This is a genomic window from Pseudomonas sp. R15(2017) (assembly GCF_002112685.1).
Classification (GTDB): Bacteria; Pseudomonadota; Gammaproteobacteria; order Pseudomonadales; family Pseudomonadaceae; genus Aquipseudomonas; species Aquipseudomonas glycinae.
The window spans coordinates 505,568-528,998 of record NZ_NEII01000001.1 but is presented as its reverse complement, the minus strand read 5'-3'; the positions used below and the strand labels follow the sequence as shown (position 1 = coordinate 528,998).

At 62.3% G+C, this 23,431-nt stretch carries 30 protein-coding genes; 19 read left to right on the top strand and 11 right to left on the bottom strand.

The features are described from left to right. Positions 1 to 34: 34 nt before the first annotated feature. Genes CAF77_RS02535 through pilG form a run of 4 tightly spaced genes read right to left on the bottom strand, consistent with a single transcriptional unit; the run spans position 35 to position 3,489 of the window. Positions 35 to 2,095 carry a methyl-accepting chemotaxis protein gene (locus tag CAF77_RS02535; protein WP_064380108.1) on the bottom strand — a complete coding sequence of 687 codons (2,061 nt, stop codon included), beginning with the start codon at positions 2,093 to 2,095 and terminating at the stop codon, positions 35 to 37. 13 nt (positions 2,096 to 2,108) lie between these two features. Continuing rightward, a complete protein-coding gene (locus CAF77_RS02530) occupies positions 2,109 to 2,648 on the bottom strand; it encodes a chemotaxis protein CheW (RefSeq protein WP_064380107.1) in 540 nt (179 codons plus the stop codon). 10 nt (positions 2,649 to 2,658) lie between these two features. Beyond that, on the bottom strand, positions 2,659 to 3,024 hold the full coding sequence (gene pilH / locus CAF77_RS02525) for a twitching motility response regulator PilH (RefSeq protein ID WP_011336365.1): 366 nt from the start codon (positions 3,022 to 3,024) through the stop codon (positions 2,659 to 2,661). A 60-nt stretch (positions 3,025 to 3,084) separates the two neighbouring features. Next, positions 3,085 to 3,489 carry a twitching motility response regulator PilG gene (gene pilG / locus CAF77_RS02520; protein ID WP_007953330.1) on the bottom strand — a complete coding sequence of 135 codons (405 nt, stop codon included), beginning with the start codon at positions 3,487 to 3,489 and terminating at the stop codon, positions 3,085 to 3,087. A 225-nt stretch (positions 3,490 to 3,714) separates the two neighbouring features. On the opposite strand from pilG, the gene gshB reads away from it, so the two are divergent. The 7 genes from gshB (at position 3,715) to CAF77_RS02485 (ending at position 9,646) form a co-directional block, all read left to right on the top strand. Beyond that, positions 3,715 to 4,686 carry a glutathione synthase gene (gene gshB / locus CAF77_RS02515; RefSeq protein WP_085653985.1) on the top strand — a complete coding sequence of 324 codons (972 nt, stop codon included), beginning with the start codon at positions 3,715 to 3,717 and terminating at the stop codon, positions 4,684 to 4,686. Positions 4,687 to 4,792: 106 nt separating this feature from the next. Then, a complete protein-coding gene (locus CAF77_RS02510) occupies positions 4,793 to 5,692 on the top strand; it encodes an energy transducer TonB (RefSeq protein WP_011336367.1) in 900 nt (299 codons plus the stop codon). Between the two features lie 59 nt (positions 5,693 to 5,751). Continuing rightward, positions 5,752 to 6,324, top strand: coding sequence for a YqgE/AlgH family protein (locus CAF77_RS02505; RefSeq protein WP_064380103.1), 573 nt, complete (start codon positions 5,752 to 5,754; stop codon positions 6,322 to 6,324). Beyond that, complete coding sequence (ruvX, locus tag CAF77_RS02500; RefSeq protein ID WP_007953334.1) at positions 6,324 to 6,761, top strand: Holliday junction resolvase RuvX; 438 nt, start codon at positions 6,324 to 6,326, stop codon at positions 6,759 to 6,761. Before CAF77_RS02505 ends, ruvX begins: the two co-directional genes overlap by 1 nt. Before the next feature lie 81 nt (positions 6,762 to 6,842). Continuing rightward, positions 6,843 to 7,346, top strand: a complete 504-nt coding sequence (gene pyrR, locus CAF77_RS02495; RefSeq protein WP_007953335.1) for a bifunctional pyr operon transcriptional regulator/uracil phosphoribosyltransferase PyrR — start codon at positions 6,843 to 6,845, stop codon at positions 7,344 to 7,346. A gap of 27 nt (positions 7,347 to 7,373) precedes the next feature. After that, complete coding sequence (locus tag CAF77_RS02490; protein WP_007913665.1) at positions 7,374 to 8,378, top strand: aspartate carbamoyltransferase catalytic subunit; 1,005 nt, start codon at positions 7,374 to 7,376, stop codon at positions 8,376 to 8,378. Then, complete coding sequence (locus CAF77_RS02485; protein WP_064380100.1) at positions 8,375 to 9,646, top strand: dihydroorotase; 1,272 nt, start codon at positions 8,375 to 8,377, stop codon at positions 9,644 to 9,646. The genes CAF77_RS02490 and CAF77_RS02485 overlap by 4 nt, the downstream gene beginning before the upstream one ends. A gap of 108 nt (positions 9,647 to 9,754) precedes the next feature. Here the strand turns inward: CAF77_RS02485 and CAF77_RS02480 are convergent, their stop codons facing one another. Next, positions 9,755 to 10,189 (bottom strand): TM2 domain-containing protein, encoded by a 435-nt coding sequence (locus CAF77_RS02480; RefSeq protein WP_064380099.1) that lies wholly within the window; start codon positions 10,187 to 10,189, stop codon positions 9,755 to 9,757. A gap of 249 nt (positions 10,190 to 10,438) precedes the next feature. On the opposite strand from CAF77_RS02480, the gene CAF77_RS02475 reads away from it, so the two are divergent. Then, positions 10,439 to 11,056 (top strand): C40 family peptidase, encoded by a 618-nt coding sequence (locus CAF77_RS02475; RefSeq protein WP_039767935.1) that lies wholly within the window; start codon positions 10,439 to 10,441, stop codon positions 11,054 to 11,056. Positions 11,057 to 11,231: 175 nt separating this feature from the next. On the opposite strand, the gene CAF77_RS02470 is transcribed toward CAF77_RS02475, so the two are convergent. Continuing rightward, a complete protein-coding gene (locus tag CAF77_RS02470) occupies positions 11,232 to 12,266 on the bottom strand; it encodes a type IV pilus twitching motility protein PilT (RefSeq protein WP_039767934.1) in 1,035 nt (344 codons plus the stop codon). Between the two features lie 56 nt (positions 12,267 to 12,322). Here CAF77_RS02470 and CAF77_RS02465 point away from each other — a divergent pair, with 56 nt between their 5' ends. The 10 genes from CAF77_RS02465 to CAF77_RS02420 all read left to right on the top strand — a co-directional run bounded on the left by CAF77_RS02465 (position 12,323) and on the right by CAF77_RS02420 (position 19,292). Next, positions 12,323 to 13,009 carry a YggS family pyridoxal phosphate-dependent enzyme gene (locus CAF77_RS02465; protein ID WP_064380097.1) on the top strand — a complete coding sequence of 229 codons (687 nt, stop codon included), beginning with the start codon at positions 12,323 to 12,325 and terminating at the stop codon, positions 13,007 to 13,009. Between the two features lie 23 nt (positions 13,010 to 13,032). Further along, on the top strand, positions 13,033 to 13,851 hold the full coding sequence (gene proC, locus CAF77_RS02460; protein WP_064380095.1) for a pyrroline-5-carboxylate reductase: 819 nt from the start codon (positions 13,033 to 13,035) through the stop codon (positions 13,849 to 13,851). Between the two features lie 10 nt (positions 13,852 to 13,861). Then, positions 13,862 to 14,452, top strand: a complete 591-nt coding sequence (locus CAF77_RS02455; RefSeq protein WP_011336374.1) for a YggT family protein — start codon at positions 13,862 to 13,864, stop codon at positions 14,450 to 14,452. Beyond that, complete coding sequence (locus tag CAF77_RS02450) at positions 14,449 to 14,736, top strand: DUF167 domain-containing protein (RefSeq protein ID WP_039767931.1); 288 nt, start codon at positions 14,449 to 14,451, stop codon at positions 14,734 to 14,736. The genes CAF77_RS02455 and CAF77_RS02450 overlap by 4 nt, the downstream gene beginning before the upstream one ends. Positions 14,737 to 14,925: 189 nt before the next feature. Beyond that, entirely contained in the window at positions 14,926 to 16,065 is a 1,140-nt protein-coding gene (locus CAF77_RS02445; protein ID WP_011336376.1) for a homoserine O-acetyltransferase, read from the top strand. 7 nt (positions 16,066 to 16,072) lie between these two features. Then, the gene (gene metW / locus CAF77_RS02440) at positions 16,073 to 16,693 is read left to right on the top strand and encodes a methionine biosynthesis protein MetW (protein WP_011336377.1); all 621 of its coding nucleotides are present in this window, start codon (positions 16,073 to 16,075) and stop codon (positions 16,691 to 16,693) included. 26 nt (positions 16,694 to 16,719) lie between these two features. Next, entirely contained in the window at positions 16,720 to 17,154 is a 435-nt protein-coding gene (locus CAF77_RS02435) for a DUF4426 domain-containing protein (protein WP_011336378.1), read from the top strand. Continuing rightward, complete coding sequence (rdgB, locus tag CAF77_RS02430; RefSeq protein ID WP_011336379.1) at positions 17,151 to 17,747, top strand: RdgB/HAM1 family non-canonical purine NTP pyrophosphatase; 597 nt, start codon at positions 17,151 to 17,153, stop codon at positions 17,745 to 17,747. The genes CAF77_RS02435 and rdgB overlap by 4 nt, the downstream gene beginning before the upstream one ends. Next, on the top strand, positions 17,744 to 18,949 hold the full coding sequence (gene hemW / locus CAF77_RS02425; RefSeq protein ID WP_064380094.1) for a radical SAM family heme chaperone HemW: 1,206 nt from the start codon (positions 17,744 to 17,746) through the stop codon (positions 18,947 to 18,949). The genes rdgB and hemW overlap by 4 nt, the downstream gene beginning before the upstream one ends. Positions 18,950 to 18,968: 19 nt before the next feature. Continuing rightward, on the top strand, positions 18,969 to 19,292 hold the full coding sequence (locus tag CAF77_RS02420) for a DUF3392 domain-containing protein (protein ID WP_011336381.1): 324 nt from the start codon (positions 18,969 to 18,971) through the stop codon (positions 19,290 to 19,292). Positions 19,293 to 19,435: 143 nt separating this feature from the next. Here CAF77_RS02420 and trmB read toward each other — a convergent pair whose 3' ends face one another. The 4 genes from trmB to CAF77_RS02395 form a co-directional block, all read right to left on the bottom strand. Further along, positions 19,436 to 20,161 (bottom strand): tRNA (guanosine(46)-N7)-methyltransferase TrmB, encoded by a 726-nt coding sequence (gene trmB, locus CAF77_RS02410; protein WP_064380092.1) that lies wholly within the window; start codon positions 20,159 to 20,161, stop codon positions 19,436 to 19,438. Between the two features lie 9 nt (positions 20,162 to 20,170). After that, entirely contained in the window at positions 20,171 to 20,965 is a 795-nt protein-coding gene (locus CAF77_RS02405; protein ID WP_007953385.1) for a thiazole synthase, read from the bottom strand. A 60-nt stretch (positions 20,966 to 21,025) separates the two neighbouring features. Next, on the bottom strand, positions 21,026 to 21,226 hold the full coding sequence (gene thiS / locus CAF77_RS02400; protein WP_170928909.1) for a sulfur carrier protein ThiS: 201 nt from the start codon (positions 21,224 to 21,226) through the stop codon (positions 21,026 to 21,028). A 72-nt stretch (positions 21,227 to 21,298) separates the two neighbouring features. Then, positions 21,299 to 21,679 (bottom strand): DUF423 domain-containing protein, encoded by a 381-nt coding sequence (locus CAF77_RS02395; protein WP_011336384.1) that lies wholly within the window; start codon positions 21,677 to 21,679, stop codon positions 21,299 to 21,301. A gap of 74 nt (positions 21,680 to 21,753) precedes the next feature. On the opposite strand from CAF77_RS02395, the gene mtgA reads away from it, so the two are divergent. Next, positions 21,754 to 22,476: a monofunctional biosynthetic peptidoglycan transglycosylase gene (gene mtgA / locus CAF77_RS02390; protein WP_064380090.1), complete on the top strand. Its 723-nt coding sequence runs from the start codon at positions 21,754 to 21,756 to the stop codon at positions 22,474 to 22,476. Positions 22,477 to 22,546: 70 nt separating this feature from the next. Here mtgA and rpoH read toward each other — a convergent pair whose 3' ends face one another. Further along, complete coding sequence (rpoH, locus tag CAF77_RS02385) at positions 22,547 to 23,401, bottom strand: RNA polymerase sigma factor RpoH (protein WP_007953393.1); 855 nt, start codon at positions 23,399 to 23,401, stop codon at positions 22,547 to 22,549. Positions 23,402 to 23,431: the final 30 nt, after the last annotated feature.

The window sequence follows — 23,431 nt, the reverse complement described above, 5'->3', positions numbered from 1 at the left end:
ACCACTCCGCTCGACATGAACTCGCCCGCAGGCCTCACGCCTTGTCCGCGACGGGCGCAGGCGTCGTCGGCAAGGTGAACCCGGACACCGAGCGCCGCAACTGGCTGGCCATTTTCGCCAGGTTGCCGATGCTCTCGGCGGTGGCCGTGGAGCCGGACGAGGTCTGCGAGGTGATCTGCTGGATCACGTTCATCGTCAGGGAAATCTGCCCGGCCGAAGACGTCTGCTGCTGCGCCGCGTTGGAAATGCTCTGAATCAGCGCCGCAAGGGTCTTGGACACGCCTTCGATTTCTTCCAGGGCCACACCGGCATCCTGCGCCAGCCGCGCGCCGCGCACCACTTCGGTGGTGGTCTGCTCCATGGAAATCACGGCTTCGTTGGTGTCGGTCTGGATCGCCCGCACCAGCGTCTCGATCTGCCGGGTCGCGGCGGACGAACGTTCCGCCAGCCGTTGCACTTCGTCGGCTACCACGGCAAAACCGCGCCCGGCATCACCGGCCATCGACGCCTGAATCGCGGCATTGAGGGCGAGGATGTTGGTCTGGTCGGCAATGTCATCGATCAGGCTGACGATGTCGCCGATCTCCTGGGACGACTCGCCCAGACGCTTGATGCGCTTGGCGGTGTCCTGGATCTGTTCGCGAATGTTGTCCATGCCGTGGATGGTGTTGTGCACCACCTCGTTGCCCTTGTTGGCGATCTCCACCGAACGCTCGGCCACCGCCGAGGATTCGGCGGCGTTGGCCGACACCTGATCGATCGATTGGGCCATGTCGCTGATCGCGGTCGAGGCTTCGGAAATCTGCTGGGCCTGATGCTCCGAGGCCTGGGCCAGGTGCATGGCGGTGGCCTGGGTTTCCTGCACCGCAGCGGCGACCTGGCCGGCGGTGAGGTTGATGGTGGCGACCAGATCGCGCAGCTGGTCGACGGAATAGTTGATCGAATCGGCGATGGTCCCGGTGAAGTCTTCGGTCACCGAGGCGGTCACCGTCAGGTCGCCGTCGGCGAGGTCTTCGATCTCGTCGAGCAGGCGCATGATCGCGTTCTGGTTGCGCTCGTTTTTCTCGGCGGTCTCGCGCAGTTGACGGTTGGTTTCCCGGACCATGACCATGCCGATCAGAATGATAGAGGCCAGCGCCAGCAGGCCCAGCACATAACCGCCGATGGTGTCGGTGCTGCGCCCGCCTGCCAGGTTTTCGAAACGGCTGGCCAGGTGCGAGGCTTCGTCGAGCAGAGTCTGCGACAGGCTGAAGATATTGGTGGCCGACTCACGGACCTTGAACAGCTCCGGCGAGGTTTCAAGGATTTCATCCACCGAACCGGACACGAACTGGAACAGCTCGGAAATTTCGCTCAAGCGCGCACGGGCGTCGCGGTCTTCGACCTGGCTGATCTTCAGCGCCGGGTTGCCTTGCAACATGCCATTGAGCACCTGACCGAAGCGCGCGGCGTCGCGACCAAACGCGTCGGCAGCCTGCTGGGAGTTTTCATCGCCCGAGAGCACGGTGTTCACCGCGCCGAGAATCCGTTCGGCCAGCAGCGACTGACGCTGGGCCATCGCCACCTGCGCCGCCGGGGCGCCGCGTTGCAGGAGGATTTCCACGACCTTTTCGTATTCGATCTGCAACTGCGGCACGGTTTCGGCCAGGGTCGCGGCCACCTGATGCAGGGACAGCACGGTCTGTTCGCTGGAGAGAATCGCGTCGGTGTTTTTCAGCAGGCGTTCCCAGTCCAGCTGCACGGCGCGCATTTCCGGGCGCACGACGGACGGCGCCGGCGGCAGGCCGGTGCTCGGGTCGCCCTTCTTGAGATAACCCCAGCGCTGGGCAAAATCATTGCGCGCATCGCTGAGCAGCTTGAACGCGGCGGCCTTGCCGGCGGCAGCCTCGGTGGCGTTCTTGGCGATCCGCTGCGACAGCACCCGCAGCTCGCCGGCGTGGCCGATGTACTGCTTGTCGTAGTTGGCCTGGGTGTTGAGGTAAGCGAAGTTGGCGAACAGCAGCATGATGAACACGATCAGTGCGATAAACAGCACGATGATCTGCGAGCGGCTGCGCGAGCCTTCTGCGGGCTTGCCTGTTTTTGCTTTGATCATCGGTCCTCGCCTGTTAAACCGCGACGTGCATGAAACTCGGTGACTGCGCCAGCGCAAACAGGCTGAACACCCGCCAGTTCTGCTCGCGCCGGAAATACCCTTTGACGAACTCGCCCTTGGAGCCTTGCCGTTTACGGATCGAGACGGGTTCGAAGCTGTCCTGATCGAAGTGCTGCAGACCGAAGACCTCATCGACCAGCACACCGGCAAACACGTCCTGATGCTCTACCACCAATACCCGCCGCTGCTTGCGCATCGGTGACAGCTCATGGCCGAAGAATCCGCACAGGTCCATGACCGGCAGCAGCCGCCCGCGCAGGTTGGCCACGCCTTTGACCCAAGGCTTGACGCCCGGCAACTGGGTGACACGCAGTTCGGGCAGCACTTCGCTGACTTCGCCCATCGGCGTGACGTACCAGTGCTCGCCCAGACGAAAGCCGATGCCGCTCCAGCGATCCTGGCGCGCCGGTTGCGACGGCAGGTCCGCCGCCAGCAGGCGACAGCGCTGGTCGATCTGCCACAACAGTTCGAACGCGGTCAGCGACTCGCTCATGGCGGCGCGTTCAACCGGCCAGCACGTTGTTCAGGGTCTTGATCAGCGTGTCTTCGTCGACCGGCTTGGTCAGGTAGTCCCTGGCGCCCTGGCGGGTGCCCCAGACCTTGTCGGTCTCCTGATCCTTGGTGGTGATGATGATCACCGGGATGTGGCTGGTTTCCGCATCCTTGGTCAACTGACGGGTGGCCTGGAAGCCGTTGAGGCCGGGCATGACGATGTCCATCAGTACCGCATCGGGTTTTTCCTGACGGGCCAGGGCCACGCCGTCGGCGCCGTTTTCGGCTTTCAGCACTTCGTGCCCGTGCTTTTCCAGCATGCCGGTGAGTTTGTACATTTCGGTCGGCGAATCGTCGACGATCAGGATACGTGCCATGGTCTTCCCCATTTTTCTTGTCGACACCGGGCCCGCTGGCCGAGCGTCTCTGTGCGTGTCTTACTGCGGCAAAGCGGCAGCGAAGCCCGGAACATGGGCCGAAATCGCGTCGAGCAGTTCTTCCTTGCTGAAAGGCTTGGTCAAAAATTGATCGGAACCGACAATCCGCCCCTTGGCCTTGTCGAACAGCCCGTCCCGGGACGACAGCATGATCACCGGCGTGCCCTTGAACGCGTTGTTGTTCTTGATTAAAGCGCAGGTCTGATAACCATCCAGACGCGGCATCATGATGTCGACAAAGATGATCCCGGGATGGTGGTCGGCGATCTTCGCCAGGGCGTCAAAACCGTCGATCGCGGTGATGACTTCGCACCCTGCATTTTTCAACAGGGTCTCGGCGGTGCGACGAATCGTTTTCGAGTCGTCGATCACCATGACCTTCAAGGCGCTGGACTGCTGTTCCATAAGGGGGCTCTACCGTCGCCTTTGCGAATCAATTTGTCCGTTTTGCGATGCGTAATGGCTGGAAACCCTTGATGTTCAAGGGCCAGCACGACATGGCAGCCTTTTTAGCACAGTCTCCAGATGCAATCTATCGACGGGTTTTTCCTTGACCGAAAACCCGCCCGGCGCCACTCTGGCGGCACTTTTTTCATACCGATCCGGTAGCCAATTTTCGAGGAAAACCCAATGAGCGTTCGCGTCGGGATTGTCATGGACCCTATCGCCAGCATTTCCTATAAAAAGGATAGCTCGCTGGCCATGCTGCTGGCGGCGCAAAAGCGCGGCTGGGAACTGTTCTATATGGAACAGAAAGACCTTTACCAGGGTGAAGGCCAGGCACGGGCGCGGATGAAGCCGCTGAAAGTCTTCGCCAACCCGGAAAAATGGTTCGAACTGGGCACCGAGCAGGATTCGCCGCTGAGCGACCTGAACGTGATCCTGATGCGCAAGGATCCGCCGTTCGACATGGAGTTCGTCTACTCCACCTACCTGCTCGAACAGGCCGAAGCCGCGGGGGTGCTGGTGGTCAACAAGCCGCAGAGCCTGCGCGACTGCAACGAAAAACTGTTCGCCACGCTGTTCCCGCAGTGCACGCCGCCGACAGTGGTCAGCCGCCGCGCCGACGTGCTGCGTGAGTTCGCCGCCAAACATGGCGACGTGATCCTCAAGCCGCTGGACGGCATGGGCGGCACCTCGATCTTCCGTCACCGCGCCGGCGACCCGAACCTGTCGGTGATCCTGGAAACCCTGACCGCCCTCGGCGCCCAGCAGATCATGGGCCAGGCCTACCTGCCGGCGATCAAGGACGGCGACAAGCGCATCCTGATGATCGACGGCGAACCGGTGGATTACTGCCTGGCGCGGATTCCGGCCCAGGGCGAAACCCGTGGCAACCTCGCGGCCGGCGGCCGTGGCGAAGCCCGTCCGTTGACCGACAAGGATCGCTGGATCGCCGCTCAGGTCGGCCCGACCTTGCGCGCGAAGGGCCTGCTGTTCGTCGGCCTGGACGTGATCGGCGAGCACCTGACCGAAATCAACGTCACCAGCCCGACCTGCATCCGCGAAATCGACAATGCCTTCGGCACCGACATCGGCGGCCTGCTGATGGATGCGATCGAAGGCAAGCTGCAAGCGTCGAGCCGCAAGCCGCAAGCTTAAAGCCAGTGGTGTGCAGCTTGTCGCTTGAGACTTCAAGCTTGCAGCTAAAAACCAACATTGCGTTATCATGCCGAGCCCGTAAAAACGCGATGTTGGTTTTTCTCGAATGACACTTCCGTCCGATCTGCCCGCTGAACTCGCCCATAAAGGCGTGCGCCCGGTCGATCGCCTCGGATTTACCCTGTTTCTCGCGGCGCTGATCCATCTGGCGCTGCTGCTCGGCGTGGGTTTCACCATGGTCGAGCCCAAGCAGATCAGCAAAACCCTGGAAATCACCCTCGCCACCTTCAAGAGCGAAAAGAAGCCGGCGAAGGCCGATTTCCTCGCCCAGGAAAACCAGGAAGGCAGCGGTACCCTCGACAAGAAGGCGATCCCCAAGACCACCGAGGTCGCGCCGTTCCAGGCAAACGAAGTCAAGAAAGTCACCCCGCCGCCCGCCGCCAAGCCGGAAGTGCAGGAAGCCGCACCCAAAGCAGCAGTGACGACCGTCGCGCCGAAACCGAAAAAGGCACCGACCAAGAAAGAAGAAGCCAAGACCGAGACCAAACCGACGGTCGACGCCCCGACCTTCGACAGCTCGCAGCTCTCCAGCGACATTGCCAGCCTCGAAGCCGAACTGGCCAACGAACAACAGCTGTACGCCAAGCGCCCGCGTATCCACCGACTGAGCGCCGCATCGACCATGCGCGACAAGGGCGCCTGGTACAAGGATGAATGGCGCAAGAAGGTCGAGCGCATCGGCAACCTCAATTACCCCGACGAAGCCCGGCGCAAGCAGATCTACGGCAATCTGCGCCTGATGGTGTCGATCAACCGCGACGGCTCGCTGTATGAAGTGCTGGTGCTGGAGTCCTCCGGCCAGCCGCTGCTGGATCAAGCGGCGCAACGCATCGTGCGGCTGGCGGCACCGTTCGCACCGTTTACCGGGGACCTGTCGGACATCGACCGACTGGAAATCATCCGCACCTGGAAATTCGCCCGGGGCGACCGGCTGTCCAGTAACTGAGCCGATCTTTTGCCCGCTCCAGCTTGTCAGTTCGCCCCCCGAACGCCACACTAGCGCACATGAAAAACGTCAGCCCCAGCTACCTCAAGCATCACTTCCTGATCGCCATGCCACACATGGCCGACCCGAACTTTGCCCACACCTTGACCTACATCGTCGAGCACACGGCCAATGGCGCCATGGGGCTGGTGGTCAACCGACCGCAAGAGCTGAATCTGGCCGACATCCTCGAACAATTGCGCCCGGACATCGATCCGCCAGCGCTGTGCCAGCATGTGCCGATCTTCATCGGCGGCCCGGTGCAGACTGATCGCGGTTTTGTCCTGCACCCGGCCGGCCAGACATTCCAGGCCACCGTCGAGCTGGAGGGCGATCTGGCCCTGTCCACCTCGCAGGACGTGCTGTTCGCCATCGCCGACGGCGTGGGCCCGGCGAAAAGCGTGATCACTCTCGGCTACGCCGGCTGGGAAGCCGGGCAACTGGAGGCCGAACTGGCCGACAACGCCTGGCTGACCTGCCCGTACGACGCCGACATCCTGTTCAATACCAGCAGTGAACTGCGCCTGGAAGCGGCGGCCAGGCACCTGGGGATCAACCTCAGCCTGCTGACCAGCCAGGCAGGACACGCCTGATGGCCCTGCGCCTGATCCTCGGCTTCGACTACGGCACCAAACAGATCGGCGTGGCGGTCGGCCAGGTGATTACCGGCCAGGCCCGCGAACTGTGCACCTTGAAGGCGCAGAACGGTGTACCGGACTGGAATCAGGTCGAAGCCCTGATAAAGGAATGGAAACCCGACGCCGTGGTGGTCGGCCTGCCGCTGAACATGGACGGTACGCCCAGCGAGATGTGCGCCCGCGCCGAGAAATTCGCCCGTCGCCTCAATGGCCGCTTCAACCTGCCTTTCTATACCCACGACGAACGCCTGACGACCTTCGAAGCCAAGGGCGAGCGACTGGTGCGCGGCGGACAGAAAGGCAGTTACCGCGACAACCCGGTGGACGCCATCGCCGCCGCCCTGCTGCTGCAAGGCTGGCTCGACGAAAACACCGCACTATTTGAATCCTGACAAGCGCTACGGCGCTTTTCTTTTGGTTACAACCCGAGCCACGGTTCGCGAGAACCGGCTCGACCCCAAGAAGGAGCAACCATGAGCCTGCCCAATCCCGCCGATCTGATCAGCCAGATGGCGACCCGCCTCAAGGCGCACCTTGCCCAGCGTGATATCAGCGAACCGCGTTACATCGGCATCCGCACCGGCGGCGTCTGGGTCGCCCAGGCTCTGCTCGCAGAGCTGGGCAGCGACGCGCCATTGGGCACGCTGGATGTTTCCTTCTACCGCGACGACTTCAGCCAGAACGGCCTGCACCCGCAAGTGCGCCCGTCCGCCCTGCCCTTCGAAATCGAAGGCCAGCATCTGGTGCTGATCGACGACGTACTGATGAGCGGCCGGACCATCCGCGCCGCCATGAACGAACTGTTCGACTACGGCCGCCCGGCCAGCGTGACGCTGGTCTGCCTGCTGGACCTGGACGCCGGCGAACTGCCGATCCGCCCGAACGTGGTCGGCGCGACCCTGTCGCTGGCCGCCCACGAGCGGGTCAAGCTGTCCGGGCCGGAGCTGGCCCTCGAACTACAAGACCTTGCCCTTTAATCCGCCCTATTGAGAGTCCCCCTCGCGATGACGCCTCTAGATACCAAGCGCCCGCTGCAGCTCAATGATCAGGGCCAGCTGCGCCACTTCCTCTCGCTCGACGGCCTGCGCCGCGAGTTGCTGACGGAAATCCTCGACACCGCCGACTCGTTCCTCGAAGTCGGTGCCCGGGCCGTGAAGAAGGTCCCGTTGCTGCGCGGCAAGACCGTGTGCAACGTGTTCTTCGAAAACTCGACCCGCACCCGCACCACTTTCGAACTGGCGGCCCAGCGGCTGTCGGCGGACGTGATCACCCTGAACGTGTCGACTTCGTCGGCCAGCAAGGGCGAAACCCTGCTCGACACCCTGCGCAACCTCGAAGCCATGGCCGCCGACATGTTCGTCGTGCGCCACGGTGACTCGGGCGCCGCGCACTTCATCGCCGAACATGTCTGCCCGCAAGTGGCGATCATCAACGGCGGCGACGGCCGGCACGCGCACCCGACCCAGGGCATGCTCGACATGCTGACCATCCGCCGCCACAAGGGTGGCTTCGAAAACCTCTCGGTGGCTATCGTCGGCGACATCCTGCACTCGCGGGTGGCGCGCTCGAACATGCTCGCCCTGAAGACCCTCGGCTGCCCGGACATCCGCGTGATCGCACCGAAGACCCTGCTGCCGATCGGCATCGAGCAATACGGCGTGAAGGTCTACACCGACATGACCGAAGGCCTGAAAGACGTCGACGTGGTGATCATGCTGCGCCTGCAGCGTGAGCGCATGACCGGCGGCCTGCTGCCGAGCGAAGGCGAGTTCTACCGCCTGTTCGGCCTGACCACCGCGCGCCTGGCCGGCGCCAAGCCCGACTGCATCGTCATGCACCCGGGGCCGATCAACCGCGGCGTGGAGATCGAGTCGGCGGTGGCCGACGGCCCGCACTCGGTGATCCTCAATCAAGTCACTTACGGCATCGCGATCCGTATGGCCGTGCTGTCGATGGCCATGAGCGGACAGACTGCCCAGCGCCAATTCGAGCAGGAGAACGCCCAGTGAAGCTCAGCATTCTCGGCGCCCGCGTCATCGATCCAAGCAGCGGCCTGGATCAAATCACCGATATTCACGTTGAAGCCTGCAAGATCGTCGCCCTCGGCGCGGCACCGGCCGGCTTCACCGCCGTCGAAACCATTGATGCCCAAGGCCTTGTCGCCGCTCCAGGCCTCGTAGACCTGAACGTCGCCCTGCGCGAGCCGGGCTACAGCCGCAAAGGCACCATTGCCAGCGAAACCCGCGCCGCAGCGGCCGGCGGCGTGACCAGCCTGTGCTGCCCGCCGAAAACCAAACCGGTACTCGACACCTCGGCCGTGGCCGAACTGATCCTCGACCGCGCCCGCGAGGCCGGCAACACCAAAGTGTTCCCGATCGGCGCGCTGAGCAAAGGTCTGGATGGCGAACAGCTGGCCGAACTGGTGGCCCTGCGCGACGCCGGTTGCGTAGCGTTCGGCAACGGCCTGGAAAGCTTCCGCAACACCCGCACCCTGTGCCGGGCGCTGGATTACGCGGCAACGTTCGACCTGACGGTGATTTTCAACTCGCAGGATCACGACCTGGCCGACGGCGGCCTGGCCCACGAAGGCGCCACCGCTAGCTTCCTCGGCCTGCCGGGCATTCCGGAAACCGCTGAAACCGTGGCTTTGGCCCGGGATCTGCTGCTGGTCGAACAGACCGGCGTGCGCGCGCACTTCAGCCAGTTGACCAGCGCTCGCGGCGTGGCCCTGATCGCTCAGGCCCAGGCTCGTGGCTTGAAAGTCACGGCGGATGTCGCCCTGTATCAGCTGATCCTGACGGACGAAGCGCTGATCGACTTCAGCAGCCTGTATCACGTGCAACCGCCGCTGCGCACCCGCGCCGACCGCGACGGCCTGCGTGAAGCGGTGAAGTCCGGCGTGGTCTCGGCGATTTCCAGCCATCACCAGCCCCACGAGCGCGATGCCAAACTGGCACCGTTCGGCGCGACCGAGCCCGGTATCAGCAGCGTCGAGCTGTTGCTGCCGCTGGCGATGACGCTGGTCGAGGATGGTCTGCTGGACCTGCCGACCCTGCTGGCCCGCCTGAGCACCGGCCCGGCCGAAGCCCTGCGCCTGCCGGCGGGCAAACTGGCGGTGGGTGGCGCGGCGGATATCGTGCTGTTCGATCCGAAGGCTTCGACCGTTGCCGGCGAAACCTGGCTGTCGAAGGGCGAGAACTGCCCGTTCCTCGGCCATAGCCTGCCGGGTGTGGTGCGTTACACCTTGGTGGATGGCCGGATCAGCCATCAGGCTTGATACCGAGTTGCCCCCAATCGCGAGCAAGCTCGCTCCCACAGGGATTTGTGCAGTCACAAATCCCAGGTTACACACAGAACATGTGGGAGCTGGCTTGCCAGCGATGACTTACTGAAAGGCACCGCGCCCTTCGGCATTACGCACCGACACCTGATCGTTCAGCGTCCAGAAGTCATACAGCACGCCAATAAAGAACAACCCGCCGGTCAGCAGGTACAGCAGGCCGCTGATCCACTTGCCCTGATACATCCGGTGCACGCCGAGCGCGCCGAGGAAGGTCAGCAGGATCCACGCCACGTTGTATTCAATTGGGCCCGCCGCGAAACGCAGGTCGGCTTCGCGGTCCATCGCCGGGATCAGGAACACGTCGATCAGCCAGCCGATCCCCAGCAATCCAAAGGTGAAAAACCAGATCGTGCCAGTCACCGGTTTGCCGTAATAGAAGCGGTGTGAGCCTGTGAAACCGAAAATCCACAACAGGTAGCCGATCACCTTGCTATGGGTGTCTTTTTCCTTCACACGGGGCAGTTGATAGCCGTTCATTAAGACCTCGATACACGCGATAGATAAATATTCTTTAATTCTTTGTGACTTTTTTACAGGTAGCCGACGTATGGCAAATGCTACCGTGTGTCCCGTCAAAGCCTTATAGCACCGGACTTCTGTCCGACAATTGCGTCTTTTTGCCGCTTATTTGGTTCCGTTGGCACCCGATTGAATCGACCAACGGCCTCGGAAGTGACAAAAAAGCTGTTATAAAGTTGCGCGCTAACACACCAAGAGCCCTGCCTAATGCGTCCATTTTTCAAGACATGGCTAACCATTTGCCTATTAATGCCACTGGCCGCCCACGCCACCAATCGTGAGCAACGTCTTCCCAACGTTAACGGTTTCACCCCTAAATCCCATGCCTCTGCTCCTTCGAACAAAGGCAAACAGGTCAAGCACACCACGCTGAGCAGCACCGGCCGCAGCAAGTTGGTGCCACCGATGGCGACCAAGGAAAGCAGTAATGTCCTCAGTCGCGCGGTAAACGTCCTCGGTACGCCATACCGTTGGGGCGGCAGCAGCCCGAGTAAAGGCTTCGACTGCAGCGGTCTGGTGAAATACGCGTTCAACGACGCCACGTTCGACCTGCCACGCACCTCGAACGCCATGGCCAGCGGTCACGGCGAGAAAGTCGAACGCAAGGACCTGAAGCCGGGCGACCTGATTTTCTTCAACATCAAGAGCCGTCGGGTCAATCACGTTGCCATCTACCTGGGCAACGACCGTTTCATCCATGCACCACGGCGCGGCAAAGCGGTGAGCATCGACACACTGAACAAGCCGTACTGGGAAAAGCATTACGTGGTGGCCAAACGCGTATTGCCGAAAGAACAGGGGCAGATGCGCGTCGTTCAGCGCTAACACCATACCGATCGTTCCCACGTCGAGGCGTCGAACCGTCCGCGTGGGAATGCCTCAATGGACGCTCCGCGTCCGCTTCGGCAGGGACGCAGAGCGTCCCGGGCTGCATTCCCACGCAGAGCGTGGGAACGATCAGAACAAAAAATCGCAGCCCACGGGCTGCGATTTTTTTTGCCTAGAAGTTATCCGGCGTACGCGCCTTCTCACGTGCATGTTCGCGGCTGATCAAGCCCTTGGTCACCAGATCCTTCAGGCACATGTCGAGTGTCTGCATCCCCAGCGAGCCGCCGGTCTGTATCGCCGAATACATCTGCGCCACCTTGTCCTCGCGGATCAGGTTACGGATCGCCGACGTTCCCAGCATGATCTCGTGCGCCGCCACCCGGCCGCCGCCGATCTTCTTGATCAGCGTCTGCGACACCACCGCCAGCAACGATTCCGAGAGCATCGAGCGCACCATGGACTTTTCGTCCCCGGGGAACACGTCCACGACACGGTCGATGGTCTTGGCTGCCGAGGTGGTGTGCAGCGTTCCGAACACCAGGTGCCCGGTCTCGGCGGCGGTCAGCGCCAGGCGGATGGTTTCCAGATCGCGCATCTCGCCCACCAGGATCACGTCCGGATCCTCACGCAGCGCCGAACGCAATGCGGTGGCGAAACTGCGGGTATCGCGATGGACTTCGCGCTGATTGATCAGGCATTTGCGCGATTCGTGGACAAATTCGATCGGGTCTTCAATGGTCAGGATGTGGTGATGGCGATGGGTGTTGAGGTAATCGATCATTGCCGCCAGCGTCGTCGACTTGCCGGAGCCGGTCGGCCCAGTCACCAGCACCAGCCCGCGCGGCGCATCGGTGATCTTGCGAAAGACGTCGCCCATGGCCAGGTCTTCCATGGTCAGCACTTTCGACGGAATGGTCCGGAACACCGCCCCGGCGCCCCGGTTCTGGTTGAAGGCATTGACCCGAAAGCGCGCCACCCCGGGGACTTCGAAGGAAAAGTCGGTTTCCAGATGTTTCTCGAAGTCCACCCGCTGGGTGTCGTTCATGATGTCGTAGATCAGCTCGTGCACTTGCTTGTGATCCAGCGCCGGCAGATTGATCCGCCGTACATCGCCATCCACGCGAATCATCGGCGGCAGACCGGCCGACAGGTGCAGGTCGGAAGCGCCCTGTTTGGCGCTGAAGGCCAGCAGTTCAGTGATATCCATAGCGTCCCTCAATTCCAGTAGAATGCCGCGAACCTTCAGACCGCTGGCGCCTCTTGATGTCCACGATAGCAGACAACATTCTCCAGGTTAGTTCGCGCATCCAGGCAGCGACCAAAGCCGCCGGGCGCGATGAAAACAGCGTCCAGCTGCTGGCCGTGAGCAAGACCAAACCGGCACAAGCCCTGCGCGAAGCGTACGCCGCCGGCCTGCGCGACTTCGGCGAGAACTACCTGCAAGAGGCCTTGAGCAAACAGCTCGAACTGGCCGACCTGCCCTTGATCTGGCACTTCATCGGCCCCATTCAGTCGAACAAGACCCGCTCGATTGCCGAGCATTTCGCCTGGGTGCACTCCGTGGATCGTCTGAAAATCGCCCAACGCCTGTCCGAACAACGCCCGGCGGATCTGCCGCCACTGAACATCTGCATTCAGGTCAACGTCAGCGGTGAAGCCAGCAAGTCCGGCTGCACGCCGCAGGATCTGCCAGCCCTGGCCCAGGCCATCAGCGCCCTGCCGCGCCTGAAGCTGCGCGGGTTGATGGCGATTCCCGAGCCGACCGACGATCGCGCCGAGCAGGACGCTGCATTCGCCGCCGTTCAGAAGTTGCAGGCCAGCCTCGATCTGCCGCTCGACACACTTTCCATGGGCATGAGCCACGACCTCGAGTCGGCCATTGCCCAGGGCGCGACCTGGGTCCGTATCGGTACGGCCCTGTTCGGCGCCCGCGACTATTCCCAATCTTGACCATTTCCAGATAAGGACCTGACATGAGCAACACACGTATTGCCTTTATCGGTGCCGGCAACATGGCCGCCAGCCTGATCGGCGGCCTGCGGGCCAAGGGTCTGGAAGCTGCACACATCCGCGCCAGCGATCCGGGTGAAGAAACCCGCGCCAAAGTCAGCGCCGAACATGGCGTCGAAACCTTCGCCGACAACGCCCAGGCCATCGACGGCGCCGACGTGGTGGTACTGGCGGTCAAGCCACAAGCCATGAAGCTTGTGTGCGAAGCGATTCGCCCAAGCCTGAAACCGAATCAACTGGTGGTCTCCATCGCCGCCGGCATCACCTGCGCCAGCATGACGGCCTGGCTCGGCGAGCAGCCGATCGTGCGCTGCATGCCGAACACCCCGGCGCTGCTGCGTCAGGGCGTGAGCGGCCTGTACGCCACAGGCAAAGTGAGCGCCGAACAACGCCAACAGGCTGAAGAACTGCTGTCCGCCGTAGGCATCGCCCTGTGGCTGAACGAAGAGCAGCAACTGGACGCGGTCACCGCTGTCTCCGGTTCCGGCCCGGCGTACTTCTTCCTGCTGATCGAAGCCATGACCGCCGCCGGCGTCAAACTCGGCCTGCCGAAGGAAACCGCCGAGCAGCTGACCTTGCAGACCGCGCTGGGCGCCGCGCACATGGCGGTGTCCAGCGACGTCGACGCGGCCGAACTGCGCCGCCGCGTGACCTCGCCGGCCGGCACCACGGAAGCTGCGATCAAATCGTTCCAGACCGGCGGCTTCGAAGCCCTGGTGGAAAAAGCACTCGGCGCCGCCGCGCACCGCTCGGCCGAAATGGCCGAACAACTGGGCAAATAAGGAGCCTTACATGATTGGATTGAACACCGCAGCGGTCTACGTGCTGCAAACCCTCGGCAGCCTGTACCTGCTGATCGTGCTGCTGCGCTTCGTCCTGCAACTGGTGCGGGCGAACTTCTACAACCCGCTGTGCCAGTTCGTGGTCAAGGCCACCCAACCGTTGCTCAAGCCACTGCGCCGGATCATCCCGAGCCTGTTCGGCCTCGACATGTCGTCGCTGGTGCTGGCGATCCTCGTGCAACTGGCGCTGATGGCGCTGACCCTGCTGCTGACCTACGGCACCACCGGTAACCCGCTGCAACTGTTGATCTGGTCGCTGATCGGCGTGACGGCGCTGTTCCTGAAGATTTTCTTCTGGGCCATGATCATCAGCATCATCCTGTCCTGGGTCGCACCTGGCAGCCACAATCCGGGCGCCGAGCTGGTGAACCAGATCTGTGAACCGGCCCTGGCGCCGTTCCGCCGCATCCTGCCGAACCTCGGCGGTCTGGACCTGTCGCCGATCTTCGCCTTCCTCGTGCTGAAGCTGATCGACATGCTGGTGATCAACAACCTCGCGGCGATGACGATGATGCCGGAAATCCTGCGCCTGCTGATGTGAGCTGGTTTCGCTGGGACGGTGACGACCTGATTCTGGAATGTCACCTGCAACCGGCCGCCCGCAGCGATGATTTCTGCGGGCTGCACGGTGATCGCCTGAAAATCCGCCTGACCGCGCCGCCGGTCGAGGGCAAGGCCAATGCCTACCTGATGGGGTTTCTGGCCAAGGCTTTTGGGGTTTCCAAAAGCCAGGTCAGTTTGCTCAGTGGTGAGCTGAACCGGCAGAAGCGGGTGAAGATCTGCTCGCCGAAGAAGTTGCCGGATCTGCCCGGACTAGTCAGCTGATCGTTCCCACGCTCTGCGTGGGAATGCATCCCGGGACGCTCCGCGTCCCCCGCCGAAGCGGACGCGGAGCGTCCAATGAGGCGTTCCCACGCGGAGCGTGGGAACGAGCGCAAATCAGGCCTGATCGTTGCTTGCCGCTAACCCCACCGGTCTTTAGACTTACGCCTCATTTCAACGAGAGCAGGGTCGATGCCAGCTGCCTTTCCCCCCGATTCTGTTGGTCTGGTGACGCCGCAAACGGCGCACTTCAGCGAACCGCTGGCCCTGGCCTGCGGCCGTTCGCTGGCCGATTATGACCTGATCTACGAAACCTACGGCACGCTGAACGCGCAAGCGAGCAACGCCGTGCTGATCTGCCACGCCCTGTCCGGCCACCACCACGCTGCGGGTTATCACAGCGTCGACGACCGCAAGCCCGGTTGGTGGGACAGCTGCATCGGCCCCGGCAAACCGATCGACACCAACAAGTTCTTCGTGGTCAGCCTGAACAACCTCGGCGGTTGCAATGGTTCTACCGGCCCGAGCAGCCTCAATCCGGAAACCGGCAAGCCGTTCGGCGCCGACTTCCCGGTGCTGACCGTGGAAGACTGGGTGCACAGCCAGGCACGCCTGGCCGACCTGCTCGGCATCGGCCAGTGGGCGGCGGTGATCGGTGGCAGCCTGGGCGGCATGCAGGCGCTGCAATGGACCATCACGTATCCGGATCGCGTTCGCCACTGCCTGGCCATCGCCTCGGCCCCCAAGCTGTCGGCGCAGAACATCGCCTTCAACGAAGTGGCGCGCCAGGCGATCCTCACCGACCCGGAATTCCACGGCGGCTCGTTCCAGGAACACGGCGTGATCCCCAAGCGCGGCCTGATGCTGGCGCGGATGGTCGGGCACATCACGTACCTGTCCGACGACTCCATGGGCGAGAAATTCGGCCGTGGCCTGAAGAGCGAAAAGCTCAACTACGACTTCCACAGCGTCGAGTTCCAGGTCGAAAGCTACCTGCGTTATCAGGGCGAAGAGTTCTCAGGGCGCTTCGATGCCAACACCTATCTGTTGATGACCAAGGCGCTGGACTACTTCGATCCGGCAGCGAACTTCAACGATAACCTGGCGAAAACCTTCGAAGGTGCAAAAGCCAAGTTCTGCGTGATGTCGTTCACCACCGACTGGCGCTTCTCCCCGGCCCGCTCGCGGGAACTGGTGGATGCGCTGATGGCGGCGCGCAAAGACGTCAGCTACCTGGAAATCGACGCGCCGCAAGGCCACGACGCCTTCCTGATTCCGATCCCGCGTTATTTGCAGGCGTTCGGCAATTACATGAACCGCATTACGTTGTGAGAAAGCCATGAGAGCTGATCTGGAAATCATCCAGGAATGGATCCCCGCCGGCAGCCGCGTGCTCGACCTCGGCTGCGGTGACGGCGAGTTGCTGACCTGGCTGCGCGACCACAAGCAGGTCACCGGCTATGGCCTGGAAAACGACCCGGACAACATCGCCGAGTGCGTGGCCAAGGGCATCAACGTCATCGAGCAGGACCTGGACAAAGGCCTGGGCAACTTCGCCAGCAACAGCTTCGATATCGTGGTGATGACCCAGGCCCTGCAAGCCGTGCACTACCCGGACAAGATCCTCGACGAAATGCTGCGGGTCGGCCGCCAGTGCATCATCACGTTCCCGAATTTCGGTCACTGGCGCTGCCGCTGGTACCTGGCGAGCAAGGGTCGGATGCCGGTTTCGGAATTTCTGCCGTACACCTGGTACAACACGCCGAACATCCACTTCTGCACCTTCGAAGACTTTGAAGAACTTTGTCGCGAACGTGAGGCGAAGGTCATTGATCGGCTTGCCGTGGATCAACAGCACCGCCACGGGTGGGCCAGTAAGCTATGGCCTAATCTGTTAGGTGAGATCGGTATCTACCGCGTCAGCAGCCCGGGGCTTGCGGATCACAGAATCGCGGTCTGAACCACGACATTGCGAGGAGAACGAACATGGGACGCTTGATTACCGCGCTATTGGCCGCCTGCCTGAGCCTGTCGGCCGTGGCCGCCGATGCCATCAAGGGCGAACGCAAGGAAGTGTTCGGTGATGTCACCGTGCATTACAACACCTTCAACTCGACCTTCCTGACGCCGGACATCGCCAAGGCGGCCGAGCTGATCCGCAGCAAGAACCAGGGTGTGATCAATGTTTCGGTGATCAAGGACGGCAAGCCGCTGATCGCCCAAGTCACCGGCACCGTCAAGGACCTGACCAGCCAGAGCGTGCCGCTGACTTTCCGCCAGATCACCGAACAGGGCGCGATCTATTACATCGCCCAGTACCCGGTGGAGCAGCAGGAAACCCGCACCTTTGAAATCAAGGTGCAGACCGGCGACAAGATCAACACCCTCAATTTCAACCAAGAGCTTTTCCCTGGCCAATGATCAATCTCAAGCAACTCGTACTGGCCAGCCATAACGCCGGCAAACTCAAGGAACTCCAGGCCATGCTCGGCGACTCGGTGCAACTGCGCTCGATCGGCGAATTCAGCAGCGTGGAGCCGGAAGAAACCGGCCTGTCGTTCGTCGAGAACGCGATCCTCAAGGCCCGCAATGCCGCGCGCATTTCCGGTCTGCCGGCGCTGGCCGACGACTCGGGTCTGGCGGTGGATTTCCTTGGCGGTGCGCCGGGCATCTACTCGGCGCGCTACGCCGACGGCAAGGGCGATGCGGCGAACAACGCCAAACTGCTCGACGCCTTGAAGGACGTGCCGGAAGCCGAACGCGGCGCGCAGTTCGTCTGCGTATTGGCACTGGTGCGTCACGCCGACGATCCGCTGCCGATCCTCTGCGAAGGCCTGTGGCACGGGCGCATTCTGACCGCCGCCAGCGGTGAGCACGGTTTCGGCTACGACCCGTTGTTCTGGGTGCCGGAGCGTAATGTGTCCAGCGCCGAACTGAGCCCGAGCGACAAGAACCAGATCAGCCACCGCGCCCGTGCAATGGATCTGCTGCGCCAGCGTCTGGGCTTGAAATGACCGATAGTTCCTCCGCGTCGTCGCTGATTATCGGCGGCGCCGCCTCCTCGTCTCGGGCGCCGTTGCCGACGCTGCCGCCCCTGGCGCTGTACATCCACATCCCGTGGTGTGTGCGCAAATGCCCGTATTGCGACTTCAACTCCCACACCGCCAGCCCGGTGCTGCCGGAACAGGAGTACGTCGACGCGATGCTGGCCGACCTGGATCAAGATCTGCACGCGGTGTATGGCCGTGAGTTGAGTTCGATCTTCTTTGGCGGCGGCACGCCGAGCCTGTTCAGTGCCGAAGCCCTGGGCCGTTTGCTGGAAGGCGTGAAACAGCGCATCCCGTTTGCCGATGACATCGAAATTACCCTGGAAGCCAACCCCGGGACCTTCGAACAAGAGAAGTTCGTCGCCTACCGCAAACTGGGGATCAATCGCCTGTCGATCGGCATCCAGAGCTTCCAGCAGGAAAAACTCAAGGCCCTCGGCCGTATCCACAACGGCGATGAAGCGGTACGCGCCGCCGGCATGGCGCGCCAGGCCGGGTTCGATAACTTCAACCTCGACTTGATGCACGGCCTGCCGGACCAGTCGCTGGACGATGCCCTGAGCGACCTGCGCCAGGCGATCGACCTGAAGCCGACCCACATTTCCTGGTATCAGCTGACGCTGGAGCCGAACACCGTGTTCTGGAACCAGCCGCCGGTGCTGCCGGAAGACGACACGCTGTGGGACATTCAAGAGGCCGGACAGGCACTGCTGGCCGAGCACGGTTACGCGCAGTACGAAGTTTCGGCCTACGCCCAACCGGGTCGCCCGGCGCGGCATAACCTCAATTACTGGAGCTTCGGCGACTTCATCGGCATCGGCGCCGGCGCCCACGGCAAGCTCAGCCATCCGGACGGGCGCATCGTGCGCACCTGGAAGACGCGCCTGCCGAAGGACTACCTCAACCCGGCCAAAAGCTTCCAGGCCGGCGAGAAAGCCCTGACCAACGACGAGATGCCGTTCGAGTTCCTGATGAACGCCCTGCGCCTGACCGCCGGCGTCGAATCGCGCCTGTACCCGGAGCGCACCGGCCTGCCGCTGGAGAGCCTCGACGAACACCGGCGCGAGGCCGAACAAAGCGGTCTGTTGCAGGTCGAACCGTCACGTCTGGCGGCCACCGAGCGCGGACAACTGTTCCTCAACGACTTGCTGCAGAAATTTCTGAGCTGACCGCTCTTAAGGAAACCGCATGGATTTGATACTCGACCTGCTCGCCACCGTGTCCCGCTGGAGCCGCAGCAACCTCTCGGAAATCGCGCTGGCGCTGGTGGGCTGTCTGCTGGTGCTGTTCGGCGCCGACTTCAAGGGCTGGGTCGAGCAACGCCTGGGTAGCATTGCCGGCGCCCTGCGTGTGCCGCTGATGGCCCTGCTGTGCATGATCGGCAGCGGCGCGGCGCTGATCTACGCGACGCCGTGGGTGGTGAAGGGGCTGAGCCAGTTCAACAACTACAGCCTGGCGCCGGTGTTGTTGGTGGTGCTGGTGTTGATTGGCGTGGTCGCCGACCGCCGCTGATCTCCACGTGCTCGTTCCCACGCTCCGCGTGGGAATGCAGCCCGGGACGCTCTGCGTCCCTGAAGCGGACGCGGAGCGTCCATCGAGGCATTCCCACGCAGACGGTTCGACGCCTCGACGTGGGAACGATCACTGCGCAGTACTTACGACTGCTTCTCGAACTTCAGATCCCAAACGCCATGCCCAAGACGTTCGCCGCGGCGTTCGAACTTGGTGATCGGGCGTTCGGCCGGGCGGGGTACGCACTTGCCGTCTTCGGCAAGGTTGCGATAGCCCGGGGCGACGTTCATCACTTCCAGCATGTATTCGGCGTACGGCTCCCAGTCGGTGGCCATGTGCAGAATGCCGCCAACCTTCAGCTTGCTGCGCACCAGCTCAGCGAAAGACGCCTGAACGATACGGCGCTTGTGGTGACGGCTCTTGTGCCACGGATCCGGGAAGAACAGCATCAGGCGATCGAGGCTGTTGTCGGCGATGCAGCGGTTGAGCACTTCGATCGCGTCGCAGTCGTAGACCCGCAGGTTGGTCAGGCCCTGAGTCAGCACGCCGTTGAGCAGTGCGCCGACACCCGGGCGGTGAACCTCGACACCGATGAAATCCTGCTCCGGCGCAGCGGCGGCCATTTCCAGCAGCGAGTGGCCCATGCCGAAACCGATCTCCAGCGAACGCGGCGCGGAACGGCCGAACACCTGGTCGAAATCCACCGGCGCATCGGCCAGCGGCAGGACGAACTTCGGCGCGCCCTGATCCAGGCCGCGCTGCTGGCCTTCGGTCATGCGCCCGGCGCGCATCACGAAACTCTTGATGCGGCGATGTTGGCGCTCGTCGCCTTCTTCCGTCTGGATTGGCGTGTCGTTCGATTCAGTCATCAATAGCTCTTACTTGATCAGACCATCCAGCGGCGAAGAGGCGCTGGCATAGAGTTTTTTCGGCATGCGGCCGGCGAGGTAGGCCAGGCGGCCCGCGACGATCGCGTGTTTCATGGCTTCGGCCATCATGATCGGCTGCTGAGCATGGGCGATGGCCGAGTTCATCAGCACGGCGTCACAGCCCAGTTCCATGGAGATGGTGGCGTCGGAAGCGGTACCGACACCGGCATCCACCAGCACCGGAATTTTGGCTTCTTCGAGGATGATCTGCAGGTTGTACGGGTTGCAGATCCCCAGGCCCGAACCGATCAGACCGGCCAGCGGCATCACCGCGATGCAGCCGATTTCCGCCAGTTGCCGGGCGATGATCGGGTCATCACTGGTGTAAACCATCACGTCGAAACCTTCCTTGACCAGTACTTCGGCGGCCTTGAGGGTTTCGATCACGTTGGGGAACAGGGTTTTCTGGTCGGCCAGCACTTCCAGCTTCACCAGGTTGTGGCCGTCGAGTAGCTCACGGGCCAGGCGGCAGGTGCGCACGGCCTCGACCGCGTCGTAGCAGCCGGCGGTGTTCGGCAGGAAGGTGTAGCGATCCGGCGACAGCACTTCGAGCAGGTTCGGCTCGCCTTCGATCTGGCCCAGGTTGGTGCGGCGCACCGCGAAGGTGACGATCTCGGCACCCGAGGCTTCGATGGCCAGGCGGGTTTCTTCCATGTCACGGTACTTGCCGGTACCGACCAGCAAACGCGACTGGTAAGTACGACCGGCCAGAACGAAAGGCTTGTCGCTACGAACGATGCTCATGGGAAATCCTCTGTTGGGGTGAGGGTCTTGCAGAATTCTCGGCCCATGCAGGCCTGGCGATCAGCCGCCGCCGATGGCGTGCACGACTTCGACGTTGTCGCCGTCGTTCAAAGTGGTGTCGGCATGCTGGCTGCGCGGGACGATATCCAGATTGAGTTCGACCGCGACGCGGCGTCCGGTCAGGTCCAGACGGGTCAGCAGGGCCGCAACGGTTTCACCGTCGGGCATTTCAAAGGATTCACCGTTCAACTGAATGCGCATGCGCAACGCCGCCATCACTTTTTAGGGGGTGGCATTCTAGCCCGATCATGACCTAAAGGTCAGCACCAAGCGTCAAGCGGTTGGCTGCAGGCGCCAGGCGGCGAGTCCGAGGCACAGCCAGCCAATCAGGAACGCCAGGCCACCGAACGGGGTGATGATGCCGAGCTTGCCGATGCCGAGGGTGGTCAACAGGTACAGGCTGCCGGAGAACAGCAGGATGCCGATGGTGAACGAGATGCCGGCCCAGGCGACCAGACGCCCCTGAAGCTGCGTGGCCAGCAGCGCCACGCCGAACAGCGCCAGCGCATGCACGAGTTGATAGGTGACGCCGGTGTGGAAGATCGCCAGGTATTCGGGTGTCAGGCGGTTTTTCAAGCCATGGGCGGCGAATGCGCCGAGGCCGACACCGGTGAAACCAAAAAAGGCAGCCAGCATCAGAAAGCTACGCAGCATGTAGAACTCCAGTCAGACTCGATCGGCAGGGTCTGTATAATGGCCCGCTCAACCGGTTCGGCCAAGCCATCTCTATGCTGCGTTTATTTCTCCGTCGTTTCACGAAGGCCCTGCTCTGGTTCGCGGGTGGCAGCGTATTGCTGGTGCTGGTGTTTCGCTTCGTGCCGCCACCGGGCACGGCGCTGATGATCGAGCGCAAGATCGAATCCTGGGTCGACGGCGAGCCGATCGATCTGCAACGCACCTGGAAACCGTGGGACGAGATCTCCGATGACTTGAAGGTCGCGGTGATTGCCGGCGAAGACCAGAAATTCCCCGAGCACTGGGGGTTTGACCTGCGTGCAATCAAGGCGGCACTGGCCCACAACGAACTCGGCGGCTCGATTCGTGGCGCCAGCACCTTGAGCCAGCAAGTATCGAAAAACCTGTTTTTGTGGTCAGGTCGCAGCTACCTGCGCAAAGGCCTGGAAGCATGGTTTACCGCACTGATCGAAGTTTTCTGGCCCAAGCAGCGGATTCTCGAGGTGTACCTGAACAGCGTCGAGTGGGATGACGGCGTGTTTGGTGCCGAAGCGGCGGCAAGGCATCACTTTGGCGTAGCCGCCAAGTCATTGTCCCGGCAGCAGGCGAGTTATCTGGCGGCCGTGCTGCCGAATCCCCGGGTCTGGAGCGCCAGTCATCCGACCGCTTATGTGTCGCGCCGCGCCGGCTGGATTCGCCAGCAGATGAGCCAGCTGGGTGGCGACAGCTATTTGCTCACACTCAATGATTCGCGCCGCGCGCCCTGGGCCCAATGACTTTCCGACAGGCAAACAAAAACGCCCCGATCATCACTGATCGGGGCGTTTTTTATTGCCGGACTACCGGTTATGCGGCAATCGACAATTTGAGCTTGTTCATCGCGCTCTTCTCGAGCTGACGGATCCGCTCGGCCGACACGTTGTACTTCTGCGCCAAGTCGTGCAGCGTGGCTTTCTCTTCTGCCAGCCAGCGCTGGTAGAGGATGTCGCGGCTACGTTCGTCCAGCACTTCCAGCGCTTCGTGCAGGTTGTGATTGGAGTTGTCGCTCCAGTCGGCATCTTCCAGTTGACGCGCCGGGTCGTACCGGTGGTCTTCCAGGTAGTTGGCCGGCGACTGGAAAGCACTGTCGTCGTCCGCTTCCGCAGCCGGGTCGAAAGCCATGTCATGGCCGGTCAGGCGACTTTCCATCTCACGCACTTCACGCGGCTCGACGCCGAGACTTTCCGCCACACGGTGGACTTCCTCGTTGTTCAGCCAGGCCAGACGTTTCTTCTGGCTGCGCAGGTTGAAGAACAGCTTGCGCTGGGCCTTGGTGGTCGCGACCTTCACGATCCGCCAGTTGCGCAGGATGAACTCGTGAATCTCGGCCTTGATCCAGTGCACCGCGAAGGACACCAGACGCACGCCCATTTCCGGGTTGAAACGCTTCACGGCCTTCATCAGGCCGACGTTGCCTTCCTGGATCAGGTCAGCCTGAGCCAGACCGTAGCCGGAATAGCTACGGGCGATGTGTACAACAAACCGCAGGTGGGCGAGCACCATCTGCCGAGCCGCCCCCAGATCCTGCTCATAGTAGAGACTCTCGGCCAGTTCACGCTCCTGCTCCGGCGTCAGCAAAGGAATGCTGTTGACGGTGTGCACGTAGGCTTCCAGGTTTGCGCCTGGGACCAATGCATACGCAGGTTGCAAAGAATTGGACATACGGAAAAACCTCCGACTTACATACTCATG

What these genes read in the sequence shown, in the direction of transcription:
- CAF77_RS02535 (WP_064380108.1), bottom strand. Translation starts at nt 2,095, where the DNA reads ATGATCAAAGCAAAAACAGGCAAGCCCGCAGAAGGCTCGCGCAGCCGC.
- CAF77_RS02530 (WP_064380107.1), bottom strand. Translation starts at nt 2,648, where the DNA reads ATGAGCGAGTCGCTGACCGCGTTCGAACTGTTGTGGCAGATCGACCAG.
- pilH (WP_011336365.1), bottom strand. Translation starts at nt 3,024, where the DNA reads ATGGCACGTATCCTGATCGTCGACGATTCGCCGACCGAAATGTACAAA.
- pilG (WP_007953330.1), bottom strand. Translation starts at nt 3,489, where the DNA reads ATGGAACAGCAGTCCAGCGCCTTGAAGGTCATGGTGATCGACGACTCG.
- gshB (WP_085653985.1), top strand. Translation starts at nt 3,715, where the DNA reads ATGAGCGTTCGCGTCGGGATTGTCATGGACCCTATCGCCAGCATTTCC.
- CAF77_RS02510 (WP_011336367.1), top strand. Translation starts at nt 4,793, where the DNA reads ATGACACTTCCGTCCGATCTGCCCGCTGAACTCGCCCATAAAGGCGTG.
- CAF77_RS02505 (WP_064380103.1), top strand. Translation starts at nt 5,752, where the DNA reads ATGAAAAACGTCAGCCCCAGCTACCTCAAGCATCACTTCCTGATCGCC.
- ruvX (WP_007953334.1), top strand. Translation starts at nt 6,324, where the DNA reads ATGGCCCTGCGCCTGATCCTCGGCTTCGACTACGGCACCAAACAGATC.
- pyrR (WP_007953335.1), top strand. Translation starts at nt 6,843, where the DNA reads ATGAGCCTGCCCAATCCCGCCGATCTGATCAGCCAGATGGCGACCCGC.
- CAF77_RS02490 (WP_007913665.1), top strand. Translation starts at nt 7,374, where the DNA reads ATGACGCCTCTAGATACCAAGCGCCCGCTGCAGCTCAATGATCAGGGC.
- CAF77_RS02480 (WP_064380099.1), bottom strand. Translation starts at nt 10,189, where the DNA reads ATGAACGGCTATCAACTGCCCCGTGTGAAGGAAAAAGACACCCATAGC.
- CAF77_RS02475 (WP_039767935.1), top strand. Translation starts at nt 10,439, where the DNA reads ATGCGTCCATTTTTCAAGACATGGCTAACCATTTGCCTATTAATGCCA.
- CAF77_RS02470 (WP_039767934.1), bottom strand. Translation starts at nt 12,266, where the DNA reads ATGGATATCACTGAACTGCTGGCCTTCAGCGCCAAACAGGGCGCTTCC.
- CAF77_RS02465 (WP_064380097.1), top strand. Translation starts at nt 12,323, where the DNA reads ATGTCCACGATAGCAGACAACATTCTCCAGGTTAGTTCGCGCATCCAG.
- proC (WP_064380095.1), top strand. Translation starts at nt 13,033, where the DNA reads ATGAGCAACACACGTATTGCCTTTATCGGTGCCGGCAACATGGCCGCC.
- CAF77_RS02455 (WP_011336374.1), top strand. Translation starts at nt 13,862, where the DNA reads ATGATTGGATTGAACACCGCAGCGGTCTACGTGCTGCAAACCCTCGGC.
- CAF77_RS02445 (WP_011336376.1), top strand. Translation starts at nt 14,926, where the DNA reads ATGCCAGCTGCCTTTCCCCCCGATTCTGTTGGTCTGGTGACGCCGCAA.
- metW (WP_011336377.1), top strand. Translation starts at nt 16,073, where the DNA reads ATGAGAGCTGATCTGGAAATCATCCAGGAATGGATCCCCGCCGGCAGC.
- CAF77_RS02435 (WP_011336378.1), top strand. Translation starts at nt 16,720, where the DNA reads ATGGGACGCTTGATTACCGCGCTATTGGCCGCCTGCCTGAGCCTGTCG.
- rdgB (WP_011336379.1), top strand. Translation starts at nt 17,151, where the DNA reads ATGATCAATCTCAAGCAACTCGTACTGGCCAGCCATAACGCCGGCAAA.
- hemW (WP_064380094.1), top strand. Translation starts at nt 17,744, where the DNA reads ATGACCGATAGTTCCTCCGCGTCGTCGCTGATTATCGGCGGCGCCGCC.
- CAF77_RS02420 (WP_011336381.1), top strand. Translation starts at nt 18,969, where the DNA reads ATGGATTTGATACTCGACCTGCTCGCCACCGTGTCCCGCTGGAGCCGC.
- trmB (WP_064380092.1), bottom strand. Translation starts at nt 20,161, where the DNA reads ATGACTGAATCGAACGACACGCCAATCCAGACGGAAGAAGGCGACGAG.
- CAF77_RS02405 (WP_007953385.1), bottom strand. Translation starts at nt 20,965, where the DNA reads ATGAGCATCGTTCGTAGCGACAAGCCTTTCGTTCTGGCCGGTCGTACT.
- thiS (WP_170928909.1), bottom strand. Translation starts at nt 21,226, where the DNA reads ATGCGCATTCAGTTGAACGGTGAATCCTTTGAAATGCCCGACGGTGAA.
- CAF77_RS02395 (WP_011336384.1), bottom strand. Translation starts at nt 21,679, where the DNA reads ATGCTGCGTAGCTTTCTGATGCTGGCTGCCTTTTTTGGTTTCACCGGT.
- mtgA (WP_064380090.1), top strand. Translation starts at nt 21,754, where the DNA reads ATGCTGCGTTTATTTCTCCGTCGTTTCACGAAGGCCCTGCTCTGGTTC.
- rpoH (WP_007953393.1), bottom strand. Translation starts at nt 23,401, where the DNA reads ATGTCCAATTCTTTGCAACCTGCGTATGCATTGGTCCCAGGCGCAAAC.